Source organism: Sinorhizobium arboris LMG 14919, from assembly GCF_000427465.1.
GTDB classification, from domain to species: domain Bacteria; phylum Pseudomonadota; class Alphaproteobacteria; order Rhizobiales; family Rhizobiaceae; genus Sinorhizobium; species Sinorhizobium arboris.
In genome coordinates this window covers 2,523,755-2,537,759 of sequence record NZ_ATYB01000014.1, presented here as the reverse complement: position 1 = coordinate 2,537,759, position 14,005 = coordinate 2,523,755, and the positions used below count along the sequence as shown (strand labels likewise).

Genomic DNA, 14,005 nt, shown 5'->3' with positions numbered 1-14,005 from the left:
CACGGCCAGCCGTAAGGTCATTCCTCAGATGTTTTGCCGAAACCTTGCCGTGCTTTTCCTGCTGATATCGGCCGCGGTCGCGCATGCGGAGCCGGCACGCGAGATCGTGCCGGTCAAGAGCCGGCAGATATCCCAGTTCAAGGTCGGCTCCGACGAGAAGGTTTTCGGCGCGCTCGAGTTCATCGGCGGCATCGAAATGACGTCGACCAATCCGCTGTTCGGTGCGCTCTCTGCGATCCGGTTCCTGCCTGACGGCCAGTCCTTCGTCGCCGTCATGGATACGGGCCACTGGGTCGAGGGCGCCGTCATCCGCAACGACGCGGGCGCGCTCGAGGGACTGACCGATCTGACGGTCACACCGATGACCGACGCGGACGGGAAAGCACAGCTCGAAAAGTGGCGGGCCGATTCGGAGGGGCTGGCTTTGCGCGAAGGCCAGGCGATAGTCAGCTTCGAGCAGTCGCCGCGCGTCGATGTCTATCCCTATCCGGGGTTCACCGAGGCGCGGCCTCTGGGCCAGATGCTGTTGCCGTTCCCGATCGAAGAGTTGCGCAGCAATGGCGGCATCGAGACGATTGCGATCGCACCGAAGGACGGCCCGCTTCGCGGCGCCGCCGTGGTCGTCTCCGAACGCAGCGTCGACAAGGCGGACAATCTCTTTGCAGGGATACTGGAGGGGCCGATGAGAGGCGTCTTCACGGTCGTGCGCACAGATCCCTATGCTGTCACTGACGGCGCTTTCCTGCCCGACGGAGACCTTCTTCTCCTCGAGCGGCGATTCAGTTTCGCCTCCGGGCTCGGCATGCGCATTCGCCGCATCGCCGCTGCGGACATCCGACCTGGCGCCGTGGTCGACGGCGACCTGATTCTCGAAGCCGATATGAGCTATCAGATCGACAATATGGAGGCGCTCGACGTCATCGCTCGGCCCGACGGCGATATCCGGGTGATCATGGTTTCGGACGACAATCACTCGATTCTCGAGCGCAACCTGATGCTCGAATTCCGGCTTGCCAAATGAAACGGGGCCGAATGGCCCCGTCACGATGCTTTCTCAGTCGAAGTTCTTCAGGTCGTGGCCTTTACCGCCGGCATGGGTTTGGTGACGCTCATCAGTGCGCCATAGGGCAGCAGCAGGACGATGCCGCAGAGAATCTTGACCGCGAGGTCGCCAAGCGCCCAGGAAATCCAGCGAGGCGCATCGACGCTGAGCAGGCCGAGGACGGGTGCGGTTTCCAGCGCAAAGCCGTCATTCGGCCCCAAGAACACGAAGAACGGGGCGAAGGCGAAAGAGAAGAACATCGCCGTGTCGAGGCCCGAACCGAGGAGCGAGCCGGCCAGCGGCGCCTGCCACCAGGTCTGGCGCCTGAGTCGGTTGAAGATGGAGATATCCAGGAGCTGCCCGAGCAGGAAGGCTGAACCGGATGCGATGGCGATGCGCGGCGTCGCGGCGAGAACGGAGAGCACGATGGCAACCGCGAAACCGGCGGCAACGACGCGGCGCGCGATGCGCGGCCCGAACTGACGATTGGTCAGGTCGGTGACCAGGAAGGCGAAGGGATAGCTGAAGGCGCCCCAGGTCAGGAGATCGCCCAGTTGCATCCCGGCGATCGAACCGGGCAGCGGATATTGGACGAGGAAGTTCGACGCCACGACCACCAGGGTCATCAGCGCCACATAGAGATAGAACCTACGGTTGATCAGCATTTTTTTATCCTGGGTTATGCCACCAGTTGACGGATGCGCAGACAGGGGCCTGCACGGCGATATGACGGCACGAGAAAAAGGCTTGCCGGGCGAACCCGCAAGCCTCTTCAAGATCTGGGCAGAAGTGCCGGCGCTATCAGGCGGCTTCGGCAGCCTTCTTGACGATCTGACGACGCAGCAGGCGGGCGCGCATGCTGAGTTCGTTTTCGTCGGCCTTCAGCAGGAAAGCGTCGAGGCCACCGCGATGTTCGACCGAGCGGAGAGCCGCGGCGGAGACGCGCAGGCGGAAGCGCTGGCCGAGAGCATCGGAAATCAGCGTGACGTTGCACAGGTTCGGAAGGAACTTGCGCTTGGTCTTGTTGTTGGCATGGCTGACATTGTTGCCCGACTGGACGCCCTTGCCGGTCAATTCGCAACTACGGGACATGGTACACCTATTCTCTTATCGCCGCCGGACAATGCGGTAGCGGGCCCAGAGCCCAGGCCGCGTTCCTGTTGGCCATTATTGGAAAGTCGCGGTTCTATAGTCACAGGTGGCCCGCCAGTCAAGTCAAACCTTTGCATTACCGGGAGAACGGAGCACTTTGGCCTGTTTCCGTCAAGTGGTGCCGCCGTTCCGGCGTGCAAGACGCATTCCAAGCGAGTGGCCGATGCGTTATCTTCAGCATGAGGACCGCCCTGGATTTCCAGCGGGCGCAGAAATGCCGCAAATCGCCTGCATTTCAGGGGATTGCGACATAAATGCGCCGGCCGTCGTCGGAGTCGTCCAGTTGCTGCAATACTGTGAACCGCCGCATGGAGCCATTGTTGAGGCATTCCGGTTTCAAGGGTCCGTGCGGGAGAGAATAGGGCTTTCGGGCATGAAGTTGTGCATTGGTTTTCGCGCGCCGGCACTCGTGGCCGCCATGATGTTTTCCACAGCCCCGCTCGCTGCGGAAGTATCGCATCAGACGGATTACAGCATCGCCCTGGCCGGCCTGCCTTTGGCGCGCGCGTCATTCCATACGGAGGTCGAAAAGAATCGCTATACGATCTCGGGAACGCTGAATTCGGCGGGGCTCGTGGATATCATCAGCCGCACCACCGGGGAGACGCGGGTCTCCGGGGTGATCGATCACGACCACCTCCGGGCCAGCGAATATTCGATGTCCTACCGCAGCGGGCGCAAGGGCCGGGCCATCAATGTGACCTTCCGCAACGGCAACGTCGTGCGGGCAAGCATGGTTCCGAAGCGGACCCCCCTGCCGAAGAACTGGGTGCCGGTGACGAGCCGGGACATGCGAAACGTGCTGGATCCGCTCTCGGGCCTGATCATTCCTGCCAGAGCCCGGGTCTGCCCCAACACTCTGCCGATATTCGACGGGGAATCACGGCTGGATATAAGGCTGTCGCCCAAGGGGACGCGAAATTTCAAGACCAGGGGGTTCGAGGGCGAGGTGATCGTCTGCGGCATTCGCTTCGTACCGAAAGCGGGGTACCGCAAGGGCCGCGAGGACGTCGAATATCTGCGCCGCCTGGGGACGATGGAGATCTGGTACGCGAAAGCGAACGGCGTGGACGTGTATGCTCCGGTCTATGCCCGCATCCCCACGAAGATCGGACCGGTCACGGTCTCCGCGACGCGATTCGGCGACTGAAATCCGCCGGGTCCAGCTTGTTGTCCCCTGATGTATTTGAGCGGGGCGCGGCTTTGCGGACCGCCATTCACCCTCTTTCGGAAATCGTGCAAGCGCTATAGATCAGTGGAGTTGCGTGGTCGCCGACGGCGCTCGCCGAAGCTGCTTCGGTGATCTACGCCGGCACGACTGATCGCGGCTTCGATGCGTTCGGGCCGCACGGAGGCAGGAATGAGTTTGAAGGCAACGTTCATCGGTTTCACGGCGATCCTCATGTGGTCGCTGCTGGCGCTCTTTACTGCCGCCTCCGGCAGGATGCCGCCGTTCCAACTTTCGGCCGTCTGCTTTCTCATTGGAAGTCTGCCGGGTATCGTCGTCCTGGCGTCGAAGCCTGAGCGTCTCGCACTTCTGAAACAGCCGGCGAAGGTCTGGGTCACCGGCATTGCCGGTCTTTTCGGCTACCATTTTCTTTATTTCACGGCGCTGCGCAATGCGCCGGCCGTGGAGGCCGGGCTCATCGCTTATCTCTGGCCGCTCCTGATCGTCGTCGGCTCGGCGCTGTTGCCGGGCGAGAAGCTTCGCTGGTACCATGTTGCAGGCGCCCTTGCCGGTCTCGCCGGAACGATCCTGATCGTTGCACGTAACGGGGTCGCCTTCGACGACGCCTACGCACTCGGCTACGGGGCAGCTTTTCTCTGCGCCTTCACCTGGTCCGGCTATTCGCTGATCACGCGCCGCTTCGATGCGGTATCCACGGATGTCGTCACCGGTTTCTGCCTTGTGACGTCAGCTCTGTCATTCCTTTGCCATCTCGCACTCGAAACGACGGTCTGGCCTGAAACCCCCTTCGAGTGGCTCGCCGTGGCGGGGCTTGGCCTGCTGCCGGTCGGTGCAGCCTTCTATGCCTGGGACTGCGGCGTGAAGAACGGCGACATCCAATTCCTGGGCGTTGCGAGCTATGCGGCGCCGGTGCTTTCGACCCTGATCCTCATTCTGTTCGGCTTTGCCGAGCCGTCCTGGCGGATCGTGGCCGCATGCCTGCTGGTGACGGGCGGCGCCGTGCTTGCGGCAAAGGACATGATCTTCCGCAAGGGCAGGGCCACGCTACCGGCGGAGTAATACTCACTCCGGCCGCCAATCGGGGGGCGCCATTTCGAAGGCGGCGAAGTCGAAGCCGGGTGCGACGGTGCAACCGACAAGCGTCCACTCCCCCAGCGAAGTGGCGGATTGCCACCAGCCGGCGGGAACGACCTGTTGCGGCCTTTCTCCGCCGAGCAGGTCGGGACCGAGCCGGGTCTGCGAAGCGGGCCTGCCCGGCTCGGCGATGCTGAGTTCGAGCGGCGCGCCGGCGTAGTAGTGCCAGACTTCGGCGGCATCGTGGACCCGGTGCCAATGCGACCGGTCGCCCCGTTCGAGAAGGTAGTAGATGGCCGTCGAGTGGCCACGCGCGCCACCATTGGCATCGCGGAACGTCTCTACGTACCAGCCGCCTTCCGGATGCCGGGCGAGACCCAGCGTTTCAATGATAGCCGCCGCCGTCATTTCCCGAGAGGTCATTTAGAAATTGTCCTTGCGCTTTCGTATTTCCGCGAAGACGGCGGCATCGCTCGCCTTTTCCATGCCGAGCAGCGCGCGAATCTTCGGATCGCCGGCGCGCAGGAACGGGTTCGTCCGCTTTTCGAGCCCGATGGTCGTCGGCGCGGTGAAGCCGCCATCCGAGCGGGTCTCCTCGATCTCGGCCGCACGCTCCTTCAGCGCCGTATTTTCCGGATCGACGGTGACGGCGAAATGGGCGTTTGCAAGGGTGTATTCATGGCCGAAATAAATGGCCGTGTCGTCGGGAAGCGCCATCAGCCGGCTCAGCGACTGCCACATCGTTTCCGCGGTACCCTCGAAGAGACGGCCGCATCCGAGAGCAAAGAGCGTATCGGCGGCGAAAAGCAGCTTGTCCTCAGGCAAATGGTAGCAGACGTGGCCGGCCGTGTGCCCCGGCGTCTCGATGACGTCGACCGGGTGACCGGCAAAGTCGAAGCGGTCGCCATGTCCCACGGTCGTGTCTATGCCGGGGATTTTCGACGCCTCGTTCTTCGGGCCGATGACGGTGACGCCGAAGCGCTCCTTAAGGCCGACATTCGCCGCCACATGATCGCCGTGGTGATGCGTGGTGAGAATGTGCGTCAACCGCCAGCCGCGCCGTTCGAGCGCGTCGAGGATCGGCTGCTCCTCCGGCGCGTCGAGCGATGCCGTGGCGCCGCTCAGCCGGTCGTGGAGGAGTACACCGTAATTGTCGGTGCGGCAGAGGAAGAGGTCGAGTTCGAGCGCGGCCATGTCCGGTCCTTCGATCAGTCGGTTATCGGAAAGCGGCGATCCCGCTCGGTCCGAATGTAGCGAGGCTCGCCTTGAAGTCTACCGCTTGGAGTCTAACATGTTGCCCATGCACACCGATATCGTCGATCTCCGCCAATTCTATCACTCCGAGCTCGGCCGAATGGCGGAACAGTCGGTCAGCGCGGCGCTTGCTTTGATCTGGGCACGCCTGCCTGACGAAAGGCTTCTGGGGCTCGGCTATGCGGTGCCCTATCTCGAGCGCTTCCGGGCCGATACGGAGCGGACCTTCGCCTTCATGCCGGCCGGTCAGGGCGCGGTGAACTGGCCGGTTGCGGATCTGTCGTCGACGGCCCTGGTCTTCGATGAGGAATTGCCGCTGCCGGATGCCTCGATCGATCGCGTCTTGATGGTGCATTCCCTGGAATTCGCCGAAAGCCCGCGCGAGACGATGAAGGAGATCTGGCGCGTGCTGGCGCCCGGCGGGCGCCTGATCATCGTGGTGCCGAACCGTCGCGGGGTCTGGGCACAGATGGAGCATACGCCGTTCGGCTCGGGGCGGCCTTATTCGCGCGGGCAGTTGACGGCGCTCTTGCGCGAGACCAACTTCACGCCCGGCGCCACATCGGAGGCGCTGTTCTTTCCGCCCTCGAAGCGCAAGCTTGCCCTTCGGCTGCGCCACGGTCTCGAACGGGTCGGCCGATCGCTCTGGCCGGTCTTTTCCGGAGTGATCATCGTCGAGGCGCAGAAGCGGCTTTACCAAGGGCTGCCGGTGGCCGCACGCGCCTCGCGCCGCGTCTTCGTCCCGGTGCTGGCGCCGCGCGGCGTGCCCAGTACGCGCAGCCGGGCAACGAAAGCGCCGTAGGTCGCCGTCCGCTGCCCGTCGCCCCGTTGCTTCCTCCCGCACCGGCCGCCGTCACGTCGCACTCGACAAATATCACCGTCCCCGGTATTGGCTGGACCGCATTCTTCCCGTGAAAGCTGGTCCGATGAATCTTGCCCTGAAAAGCCCTGAGCCGCGTTCCGGCATCCTGGACATCGCCGCCTATGTGCCGGGTAAGGAGCATGCGCCCGGCGTCGCCAAGGTTCACAAGCTGTCGTCGAACGAAACGCCGCTCGGCGCCAGTCCGAGCGCGATAGAGGCTTTCCAGAAGGCGGCTTTCAATCTCGAACGCTACCCGGACGGTCAGGCGTATGCGCTCAAGGCAGCGATCGCGGCGGTTCACGGGCTGAACCCAGCCAACATTCTTTGCGGCAACGGGTCGGACGAACTGCTCGGTCTTCTCTGCCATGCTTATCTCGGCCCCGGCGACGAGGGGATCGTCACCGAGCACGGATTTCTCGTCTACAGGATCCAGATCACTGCATCAGGCGGGACGCCCGTCACCGTCAGGGAGAGGGACGAGCGCGTCGATGTCGATGCGATACTCGCGGCCGTGACCGAGCGGACGAAGATCGTCTTCATCGCCAATCCGGCAAATCCGACCGGCACCTATATTCCCGTCGAAGAGGTCCGGCGTCTGCATGCGGGCCTGCCTGCCGGCGTCCTGCTGGTGCTCGACGCGGCCTATGCGGAATATGTCCGGCGCAACGACTACGAGGCGGGGCTGGAGCTCGTTTCTTCCAACCGCAACGTGGTGATGACGCGAACCTTTTCGAAGATCTACGGTCTTGCGGGTTTGCGCATCGGCTGGATGTATGCGCCGCGCGACGTGGTTGAGGCATTGGACCGCGTGCGCGGTCCCTTCAACCTCAATGCACCCGCCATCGCCGCCGGCGCTGCGGCGATCCGCGATCAGGCCTTCCTTGCCGCGGCGGCCGACCACAACCACACCTGGCTGGCAAAGGTCAGTCGGGCGCTGACGGATATCGGCCTGCGCGTCACCCCGTCGGTCACCAACTTCGTGCTGATCCACTTCCCGGAGGAAGCGGGCCTTTCGGCAAGCGAAGCGGATTCGTACTTGACGAGCCGCGGCTTCATCCTGCGCGCCGTCGGCTCCTACGGTTTTCCCAATGCGCTGAGGATGACGATCGGGTCGGAAGAGGCGAACGACGGCGTCGTCGCGGCGCTGACTGCATTCATGGGACGGAAATGATGGCTCAGCAGTTCGAAACCATCGCCCTTATCGGCATCGGTCTGATCGGATCATCGATCGCGCGGGATATTCGCGAGAGGCAGCTTGCCGGTACGATCGTGGTTACGACGCGCAGCGAAGCGACGCTGAAGCGCGCCGCCGAGCTGGGCCTCGGCGACCGCTACACGCTTTCGGCGGCCGAGGCGGTCAAGGACGCGGACCTCGTTATCGTGTCCGTGCCTGTCGGGGCCTCCGGCGCGGTTGCCGCCGAGATCTCGGCCCATCTGAAACCGGGCGCGATCGTCACCGATGTCGGTTCGACCAAAGGGTCGGTCATCGCCCAGATGGCGCCGCACCTGCCCAAAAGCGTCCATTTCGTGCCCGGCCACCCGATCGCCGGCACTGAGCATTCTGGTCCGGATGCCGGCTTTGCGGGTCTCTTCCGCGGTCGCTGGTGCATTCTGACGCCACCGGCCGGCGCGGACGAAGAGGCCGTCGCCAGGCTCAGGCTCTTCTGGGAAACGCTTGGCTCGATGGTCGACGAGATGGACCCCGAGCATCACGACAAGGTGCTGGCGATCGTGTCGCATCTCCCGCACATCATCGCCTACAACATCGTCGGTACGGCCGACGACCTGGAAACGGTGACCGAGTCCGAAGTGATCAAATACTCGGCATCGGGGTTCCGCGACTTCACCCGCCTTGCGGCTTCGGATCCGACCATGTGGCGCGACGTCTGCCTTCACAACAAGGACGCGATCCTGGAAATGCTCGCCCGCTTCTCCGAGGATCTCGCCTCCCTGCAGCGCGCGATCCGTTGGGGCGACGGCGACAAGCTGTTCGATCTCTTCACCCGCACGCGGGCAATACGCCGTTCGATCATTCAGGCCGGCCAGGACACCGCGATGCCCGATTTCGGCCGGCACGTCATGGATCAGAAATAGGCTGGATCGCGATTATTTTCAGGTCGGTTTCAGCCGCGGCATGCGAGCGGAAAACCGCACACACTCTTCGCGGATCTCTTCGAAGACGAGCGGCGCTCAAAGCGCCGGCAGCATACCGATCGGGACGAAGGCGAGGAAGGCGGTGCCGTCGCGGACGTTCAGTTTGACCGTCGCTTCGTTCTTGCCGCCCGAAAGCGCCTTCAACATGTTGGCGACGTTGTCGATCAGATCGGTTTCGTCGGGAGCAATCTTCACGAAGTTCTCCCGCCAGGCATCGATATTCGCGAGCTTGAGGGAAAACTCTCCCGAAATCAGCCCCTGATCGTTCACCGAGAAAGGCCCGGTGAGTTCTGCAGTCATTCCCGAGCCCGCATCGAGCGTCAGTTGCCTCAGTTCGCCTCTGGTGCCGCGCAGCATATGCGGCGGCAAATCGCCGGCCTGAAGCCACTCGGCCTTGTCCGCGACAGTCAGATCCATTGTGATATCGGCCGGTGCGGCCAGACTGGGTCCCTGATCGGGACGCAGGTCGAGCTTTTCAACGCTGAGTGCCGCGTCGAAGTTGCCGCCGTTCTGGCGCAGATGGACTTCGCCGTGGCTGGCGCCGAAACCGAGGCCGCTACCCGTCAGAGGGAAGCGCGCGGTGCCGGTCAGGTTGTCGTAGGCCACCGACGTGCGGTCGATGCCGGAAAGGGCGGCCGCGACACTTGCGTGGAGCAGCGTCCAGTCGGCCGAAATGGTGACGCCGGGGGAAACGCGGATTTCGGCGGGGCCGTCCAGTTCGAGAACCGCACGGCCGGGCTGATAAACCTGTGCCGCCGATCGCAGAGCGCCGAAGGATGCGGACGCGCCGCGTCGCGTGTCGTCGAGGCGCACCTTGTCGCAGAAGAGACCGAGCCGGAAGGGAAAGCCGCGCACCTCCATGTCGGTGCATTCGCCGCTGAAGCCCATCGCCTGCCTGTCCGTCAGATAAGCGGTCAGCCGCTTCTGGATCTGGTCCGCGGCAAGAAACCAACCGGCGGAGTAAAGGCCGCTCACGAAGACGATACCTGCTGCCAGCCACAAGAATTTCCTGCCGGTAGGCGATGGCTTGGCGACGGCGGTCACAGTCATGATTTCGGGTACTCCACACTTGCCGCCGGGGGTGGCCTTTCGGGTGGCCGATTTCCATGCGGCGAACTAATCTTCATCCGCAATCGCGCGACACGCGCCTACCGGCACGGGAGGTTCGATTGCAAGAGAAACTGCTGCACAATCTTGTCCTTCGATCGATATGATCTCGGCAATTATGCAGTAAAAATCTCGGTACGCCGCAGCGGCGCCGGTCACTGATTCGGTGATTGGCCGGCGGCATGTTTGAATGGCAGTGGATATGGACGAATTTTGGGTCTTTGGCTACGGGTCGTTGATGTGGAATCCGGGCTTTCGCTTTGAGGAGAAGCTGACGGCGCGCGCATTCGGCTACCGCCGCTCTCTCTGTGTGCGCTCCTGGGTCCACCGCGGGACTGAAACGCGCCCCGGCCTGGTTCTGGGGCTCGACTATGGCGGCTCATGCCTCGGGACGGCATTCCGAGTGGCGCCTGCGCAAAAGGCGGAGGTGATCGACTATCTGCGCGAACGCGAGCTGGTCACGCACGTCTACAGGGAACGAATCATGCCTGTGCAACTCTCCAACGGACGCCGCGTCCTCGCGGTGACCTATGTGGTCGACCGCTGCCATGTGCAGTATGCCGGCGCGCTAAGTGCGGAGGAGGCGGCTGCGGTTGTCGCCGTCGCCACTGGCAAGTCGGGACCGAACAGAGAATACGTCCTCAACACGCTCGAGCATCTTCGCGAAATGGGTATACGCGACCATTGGCTGGAGGAGGTGGTAGCGAGGTTGACGGCCGGCGAAGCTGCGTCCGTCCGAGCCTGAACCGGGGCCTGCAAGCCACGAATCCCCGTCCGCATCGGTCATCGCGGCTCGGCTGCAAGCTCTTGCAGCCGCTGTTTGGCGGTTGACGGCAGCGGCAGATGCGGATTGGCGTTCACCGTTTCGACGAGGAGATCGTCGCTTGCCGCCTCCGTCACTTCCACGAGCCTGGCCAAGAACGTGTCCGGATCCAGGCCGGCCTCGATCGGCGGGAGGATGCGAACCTTGAAGTGCCCAGGAAAACGCAGGAACTTGCGCCGCGGCCAAAACAGCCCCGGGTGCATTGCGACCGGAACCACCGGCACCTGGAGGTCTCGGTAGAGCCGGGCAATGCCGTATTTGTATTCCGGCGGTGCGCCGGGCGGGCGGCGCGTCCCCTCGGGGTAGATGATCAACTGACGCCCCGTCGCCATCTCGTGTTTCGTACGGTCCATGACCTCTGTCATCGCCTTGCCGCGTGCGGCGCGGTTCACCGGAACCATGCGCTGCTTGACGATGTACCAGCCGAACAGCGGTATCCAGGTGAGCTCCCGCTTGAGGATATAGAAGGGATCGTCGAGCCAGGGGAGAAGCGCATAGGCATCCCAGAAGGACTGATGCTTCGGCGCGAAGATGTAGGAGCCCTTCGGAATGTTATCGAGCCCCTCGATCTCGAAGGTCGTGCCGACGATCTTCGCGAGCAGCCAATGGTTGCTTCGCGCCCAGTTCTTGGGCACGAACCAGGCCGTCTTGCGCGGCACAAGGAAGTAGATCGGCGTCAGCACGATCATCTGCACGATCAGATTGGCGTAGAAGACCAGATTGAAGAGGATCGAACGCAGGATGATCATCAGGCAGACTCTCGATGCGGGTGCGGGGCGCCACGCTGCCTACACGAATATGCGACGCAGGAAAACACTTTGCTGGAGGAACGTTCTCGAAGCCGTTTCGTCTGCAGCAAGGCTTCGCCGCGCCGGCTGCGGGCAGGAGGGAGTTTGCGGCGGCGCTATTTCTCCCCCGGTCTGACCTCCAGGTGTTCGGTCCTGAGCCCGTTGGTCCATCGGGCCCCTACGGCGTCACGCAGCGACGCGATCGAATACTTGCCGTATTCGAGCAGGATGGCCTTCAGCACGCGGGGGTTGCGCAGCCAATTGGTCGTCCTCAGATCGGAATTGACGACCGGATAGGCGATGAATTCGGTCTCCGGCCTGGCGCGGCGCAGTTCGAGCAGGCTACGTGGCATATGATAGTTGTTCGTCACGACGAGAATTGCCCGGTAACCGCGGTCGCGGATCCATTGCGATGCTTCGGTGGCATTGCCGATCGTGTCGATCGCCTCATGGCCGATATCGACGCAGCATTTGAAGAGGGCGGCGGAGCTCTGAGTGTTGCGTCGGATCTGACTCCCCGTCGTCGACGGATTCACACCGGAAATCAGCAGCCGTTTTCCGGCTCCGGACTTGAGGAGGTCGACCGCCTGATCGATCCTCTGAAAACCGCCGGTGAGCACGACGATCGCGTCGGCCCTCGGGGAGGCCGGCGGCTGCAGCGAGGCTACGGTATCGGCGAATTGCAGGAAGCCCGCGACGAATACGGCGAGGATTGCCAGCAGCACGAATCCCCCGCGGCGCAGTATTTTTCGCAGCACGCTGCGGGACCGGCGATGGCGCGCGGCCCTAGCCAGCCATTTGCCCCTCCCGGCCATTTCGCTTCCGCGTAGTTCTCCCACCTTCATGATTCTCATCACATAGCCGCAGATTGCGGCAGGGAATAGATCGATTGCGGGTGATTCATGGCTTTCGGCCGATTTCAACCCTGAAAGCTGTCGGTTCGGCCGGGATCGGACCGGACAAGATCGATTTCGTAGATCGTTCGCATGACGGTAAGGCGAGCCGTTAAGGTCGTCAGCAGGGCAATGACGACGATAATCGCGACGATGCCGAGATAGCCGGTGTAGCCGATGGAGAAGGTGCCGAACAGGGCGGTCGCCTGATCCGTTTCCGGAGTCGAGAACGTTCGCGACTGCCAGAAGCTGGCCATTGCAAAGGACAACGCCGCCAGAAGGCCTCCGGCGCCGGCACCCTTCAGGCTGATTCGAAGAAAGTGCTTCTGAAATTCTGCGGCGACGAAACTCGCTTCCGCTCCGACGAAATGGAGGACCTCGACGATGTGGCGGTTGCCCGAAAGGGCGCCGCGGGTTGCGAAAACGACCGTCAGCACCATTGCGGAGAAGACCAGAACCAGGACGCCGGTGCCGATCATCGTGGTAGTACTCGCCATCGCGACCAGGCGATCGACCCAGGTGCGGTGATCATCGAGGAAGGCCTGGGGGATGGTTTCCGTCAGCGCTGTGCGCATCGCGGCGAAATCGGGGGGATTGTTCTCGTCGATCGTAACCACGACGAGCCGCGGCACGGGCAGTTCGTTGAGGTCCAGCCCGCCACCGAGCCACGGTTCGAGGAGGCGTGCCGTCGCGGCGCGGTCGATGATCGTGCCGCCCGTCGTCCCGCTGAATGTCAGCGCCAGGTCCCGCGCATCGGCCAGAGCCTTCTCCATGTCGAGATTGTCGTCCGGCTTGATCTGAATGGTGATCTCACGGGAGATTTGCGATTGCCAGCTTTGTGCGGTCGCACGCACCATGCTGACGCCGCCGAGCGTCAGGCAGGCGAGAAAGGACATGATGGCGATGACGCACATGAGCGCGTGGCCCGAGACATTGGCGGAAGGGACGATCGGCCCCGTCGGACGCACGCGCATCTCGCTGCGGCGCTGCTGCTGTTGCGGCTGAGGGGCGCGCTCGCCGCGGGGGACGCGGTTCTCATTCATAGATATCGAGCCGCCCCTGTGACAGGATCATCCGTCGGGCCTCGACCTGATCCATCAAGGACAGGTCGTGCGTAGCGATCACCACTGCGGTTCCGAGTCGGTTGAGTTCCAGAAAGAGATTGAGCAATCGCCGCGCCATCGGCGGATCGACATTGCCGGTCGGCTCGTCGGCAAGCAGGATTTCCGGCCGGTCGATCAGCGCCCGCGCGATCGCAGCGCGCTGCTTCTCGCCGCCGGACAGCACCGGCGGCAACACGTTGATGCGCTCACCGAGACCCACCCATTTGAGGAGCTCGAGCACGTCGGAGCGATAGCTCGCCTCCTCTTTGCCGCGAACCCTCAGCGGCAAGGCGACGTTTTCATAGGTCGTAAGGTGGTCGAGCAGCCGGAAGTCCTGGAAAACGATGCCGACCCGGCGGCGCAGCATCGGAAACTCCTCGCGGGGGATGGAGGAGATGTTCCGGTCGAACATGCGGATGAGGCCGCGAGTCGGCTTAAGCGACAGGAAGAGGAGCCTGAGCAGCGTCGTCTTGCCGGCGCCCGACGGCCCGGTCAGGAATTGAAACGAACGGCGCGGAATGTCGAAGGTCAGGTCCCGGAGGATCTCTGGCCCCATGCCATAGC

16 protein-coding genes are annotated in these 14,005 nt (G+C 63.2%); 7 read left to right on the top strand and 9 right to left on the bottom strand.

Translation table 11 applies throughout. The features are described from left to right. Window positions 1-28 precede the first annotated feature (28 nt). Entirely contained in the window at window positions 29-1,021 is a 993-nt protein-coding gene (locus SINAR_RS0123625) for an esterase-like activity of phytase family protein (protein ID WP_028001373.1), read from the top strand. A gap of 47 nt (window positions 1,022-1,068) precedes the next feature. Here SINAR_RS0123625 and SINAR_RS0123620 read toward each other — a convergent pair whose 3' ends face one another. Both SINAR_RS0123620 and rpmB read right to left on the bottom strand, forming a co-directional pair. Next, a complete protein-coding gene (locus SINAR_RS0123620) occupies window positions 1,069-1,707 on the bottom strand; it encodes a VUT family protein (protein ID WP_028001372.1) in 639 nt (212 codons plus the stop codon). 136 nt (window positions 1,708-1,843) lie between these two features. Further along, entirely contained in the window at window positions 1,844-2,134 is a 291-nt protein-coding gene (gene rpmB / locus SINAR_RS0123615; RefSeq protein ID WP_003527451.1) for a 50S ribosomal protein L28, read from the bottom strand. Between the two features lie 418 nt (window positions 2,135-2,552). Here rpmB and SINAR_RS0123610 point away from each other — a divergent pair, with 418 nt between their 5' ends. Together SINAR_RS0123610 and yddG are read left to right on the top strand one after the other, a co-directional pair. Beyond that, complete coding sequence (locus SINAR_RS0123610; protein ID WP_028001371.1) at window positions 2,553-3,344, top strand: DUF3108 domain-containing protein; 792 nt, start codon at window positions 2,553-2,555, stop codon at window positions 3,342-3,344. A 210-nt stretch (window positions 3,345-3,554) separates the two neighbouring features. Continuing rightward, on the top strand, window positions 3,555-4,442 hold the full coding sequence (gene yddG, locus SINAR_RS0123605) for an aromatic amino acid exporter YddG (protein WP_028001370.1): 888 nt from the start codon (window positions 3,555-3,557) through the stop codon (window positions 4,440-4,442). Between the two features lie 3 nt (window positions 4,443-4,445). Here the strand turns inward: yddG and SINAR_RS0123600 are convergent, their stop codons facing one another. After that, window positions 4,446-4,880 carry a cupin domain-containing protein gene (locus tag SINAR_RS0123600; RefSeq protein ID WP_028001369.1) on the bottom strand — a complete coding sequence of 145 codons (435 nt, stop codon included), beginning with the start codon at window positions 4,878-4,880 and terminating at the stop codon, window positions 4,446-4,448. Continuing rightward, the gene (gene gloB / locus SINAR_RS0123595) at window positions 4,881-5,651 is read right to left on the bottom strand and encodes a hydroxyacylglutathione hydrolase (protein ID WP_028001368.1); all 771 of its coding nucleotides are present in this window, start codon (window positions 5,649-5,651) and stop codon (window positions 4,881-4,883) included. A gap of 97 nt (window positions 5,652-5,748) precedes the next feature. Here gloB and SINAR_RS0123590 point away from each other — a divergent pair, with 97 nt between their 5' ends. The 3 genes from SINAR_RS0123590 (at window position 5,749) to SINAR_RS0123580 (ending at window position 8,667) form a co-directional block, all read left to right on the top strand. Next, entirely contained in the window at window positions 5,749-6,513 is a 765-nt protein-coding gene (locus SINAR_RS0123590; protein ID WP_028001367.1) for a class I SAM-dependent methyltransferase, read from the top strand. Between the two features lie 124 nt (window positions 6,514-6,637). Further along, window positions 6,638-7,744: a histidinol-phosphate transaminase gene (gene hisC / locus SINAR_RS0123585; protein ID WP_028001366.1), complete on the top strand. Its 1,107-nt coding sequence runs from the start codon at window positions 6,638-6,640 to the stop codon at window positions 7,742-7,744. Further along, window positions 7,741-8,667 (top strand): prephenate/arogenate dehydrogenase family protein, encoded by a 927-nt coding sequence (locus SINAR_RS0123580; protein ID WP_028001365.1) that lies wholly within the window; start codon window positions 7,741-7,743, stop codon window positions 8,665-8,667. Before hisC ends, SINAR_RS0123580 begins: the two co-directional genes overlap by 4 nt. A 96-nt stretch (window positions 8,668-8,763) precedes the next feature. Here SINAR_RS0123580 and SINAR_RS0123575 read toward each other — a convergent pair whose 3' ends face one another. Continuing rightward, on the bottom strand, window positions 8,764-9,777 hold the full coding sequence (locus SINAR_RS0123575) for a DUF2125 domain-containing protein (RefSeq protein ID WP_028001364.1): 1,014 nt from the start codon (window positions 9,775-9,777) through the stop codon (window positions 8,764-8,766). A 247-nt stretch (window positions 9,778-10,024) separates the two neighbouring features. Here SINAR_RS0123575 and SINAR_RS0123570 point away from each other — a divergent pair, with 247 nt between their 5' ends. Further along, window positions 10,025-10,579, top strand: coding sequence for a gamma-glutamylcyclotransferase (locus tag SINAR_RS0123570; protein ID WP_028001363.1), 555 nt, complete (start codon window positions 10,025-10,027; stop codon window positions 10,577-10,579). Between the two features lie 38 nt (window positions 10,580-10,617). Here the strand turns inward: SINAR_RS0123570 and SINAR_RS0123565 are convergent, their stop codons facing one another. From SINAR_RS0123565 to ftsE, 4 genes are all read right to left on the bottom strand, one after another. Beyond that, window positions 10,618-11,406 carry a lysophospholipid acyltransferase family protein gene (locus tag SINAR_RS0123565; RefSeq protein ID WP_028001362.1) on the bottom strand — a complete coding sequence of 263 codons (789 nt, stop codon included), beginning with the start codon at window positions 11,404-11,406 and terminating at the stop codon, window positions 10,618-10,620. Window positions 11,407-11,561: 155 nt separating this feature from the next. Continuing rightward, on the bottom strand, window positions 11,562-12,260 hold the full coding sequence (locus tag SINAR_RS0123560; protein ID WP_028001361.1) for a YdcF family protein: 699 nt from the start codon (window positions 12,258-12,260) through the stop codon (window positions 11,562-11,564). Window positions 12,261-12,364: 104 nt separating this feature from the next. After that, window positions 12,365-13,381, bottom strand: a complete 1,017-nt coding sequence (locus tag SINAR_RS0123555) for a cell division protein FtsX (RefSeq protein WP_028001360.1) — start codon at window positions 13,379-13,381, stop codon at window positions 12,365-12,367. Next, the gene (ftsE, locus tag SINAR_RS0123550) at window positions 13,374-13,997 is read right to left on the bottom strand and encodes a cell division ATP-binding protein FtsE (protein WP_234710661.1); all 624 of its coding nucleotides are present in this window, start codon (window positions 13,995-13,997) and stop codon (window positions 13,374-13,376) included. The genes SINAR_RS0123555 and ftsE overlap by 8 nt, the downstream gene beginning before the upstream one ends. Between the last annotated feature and the right edge of the window lie 8 nt (window positions 13,998-14,005).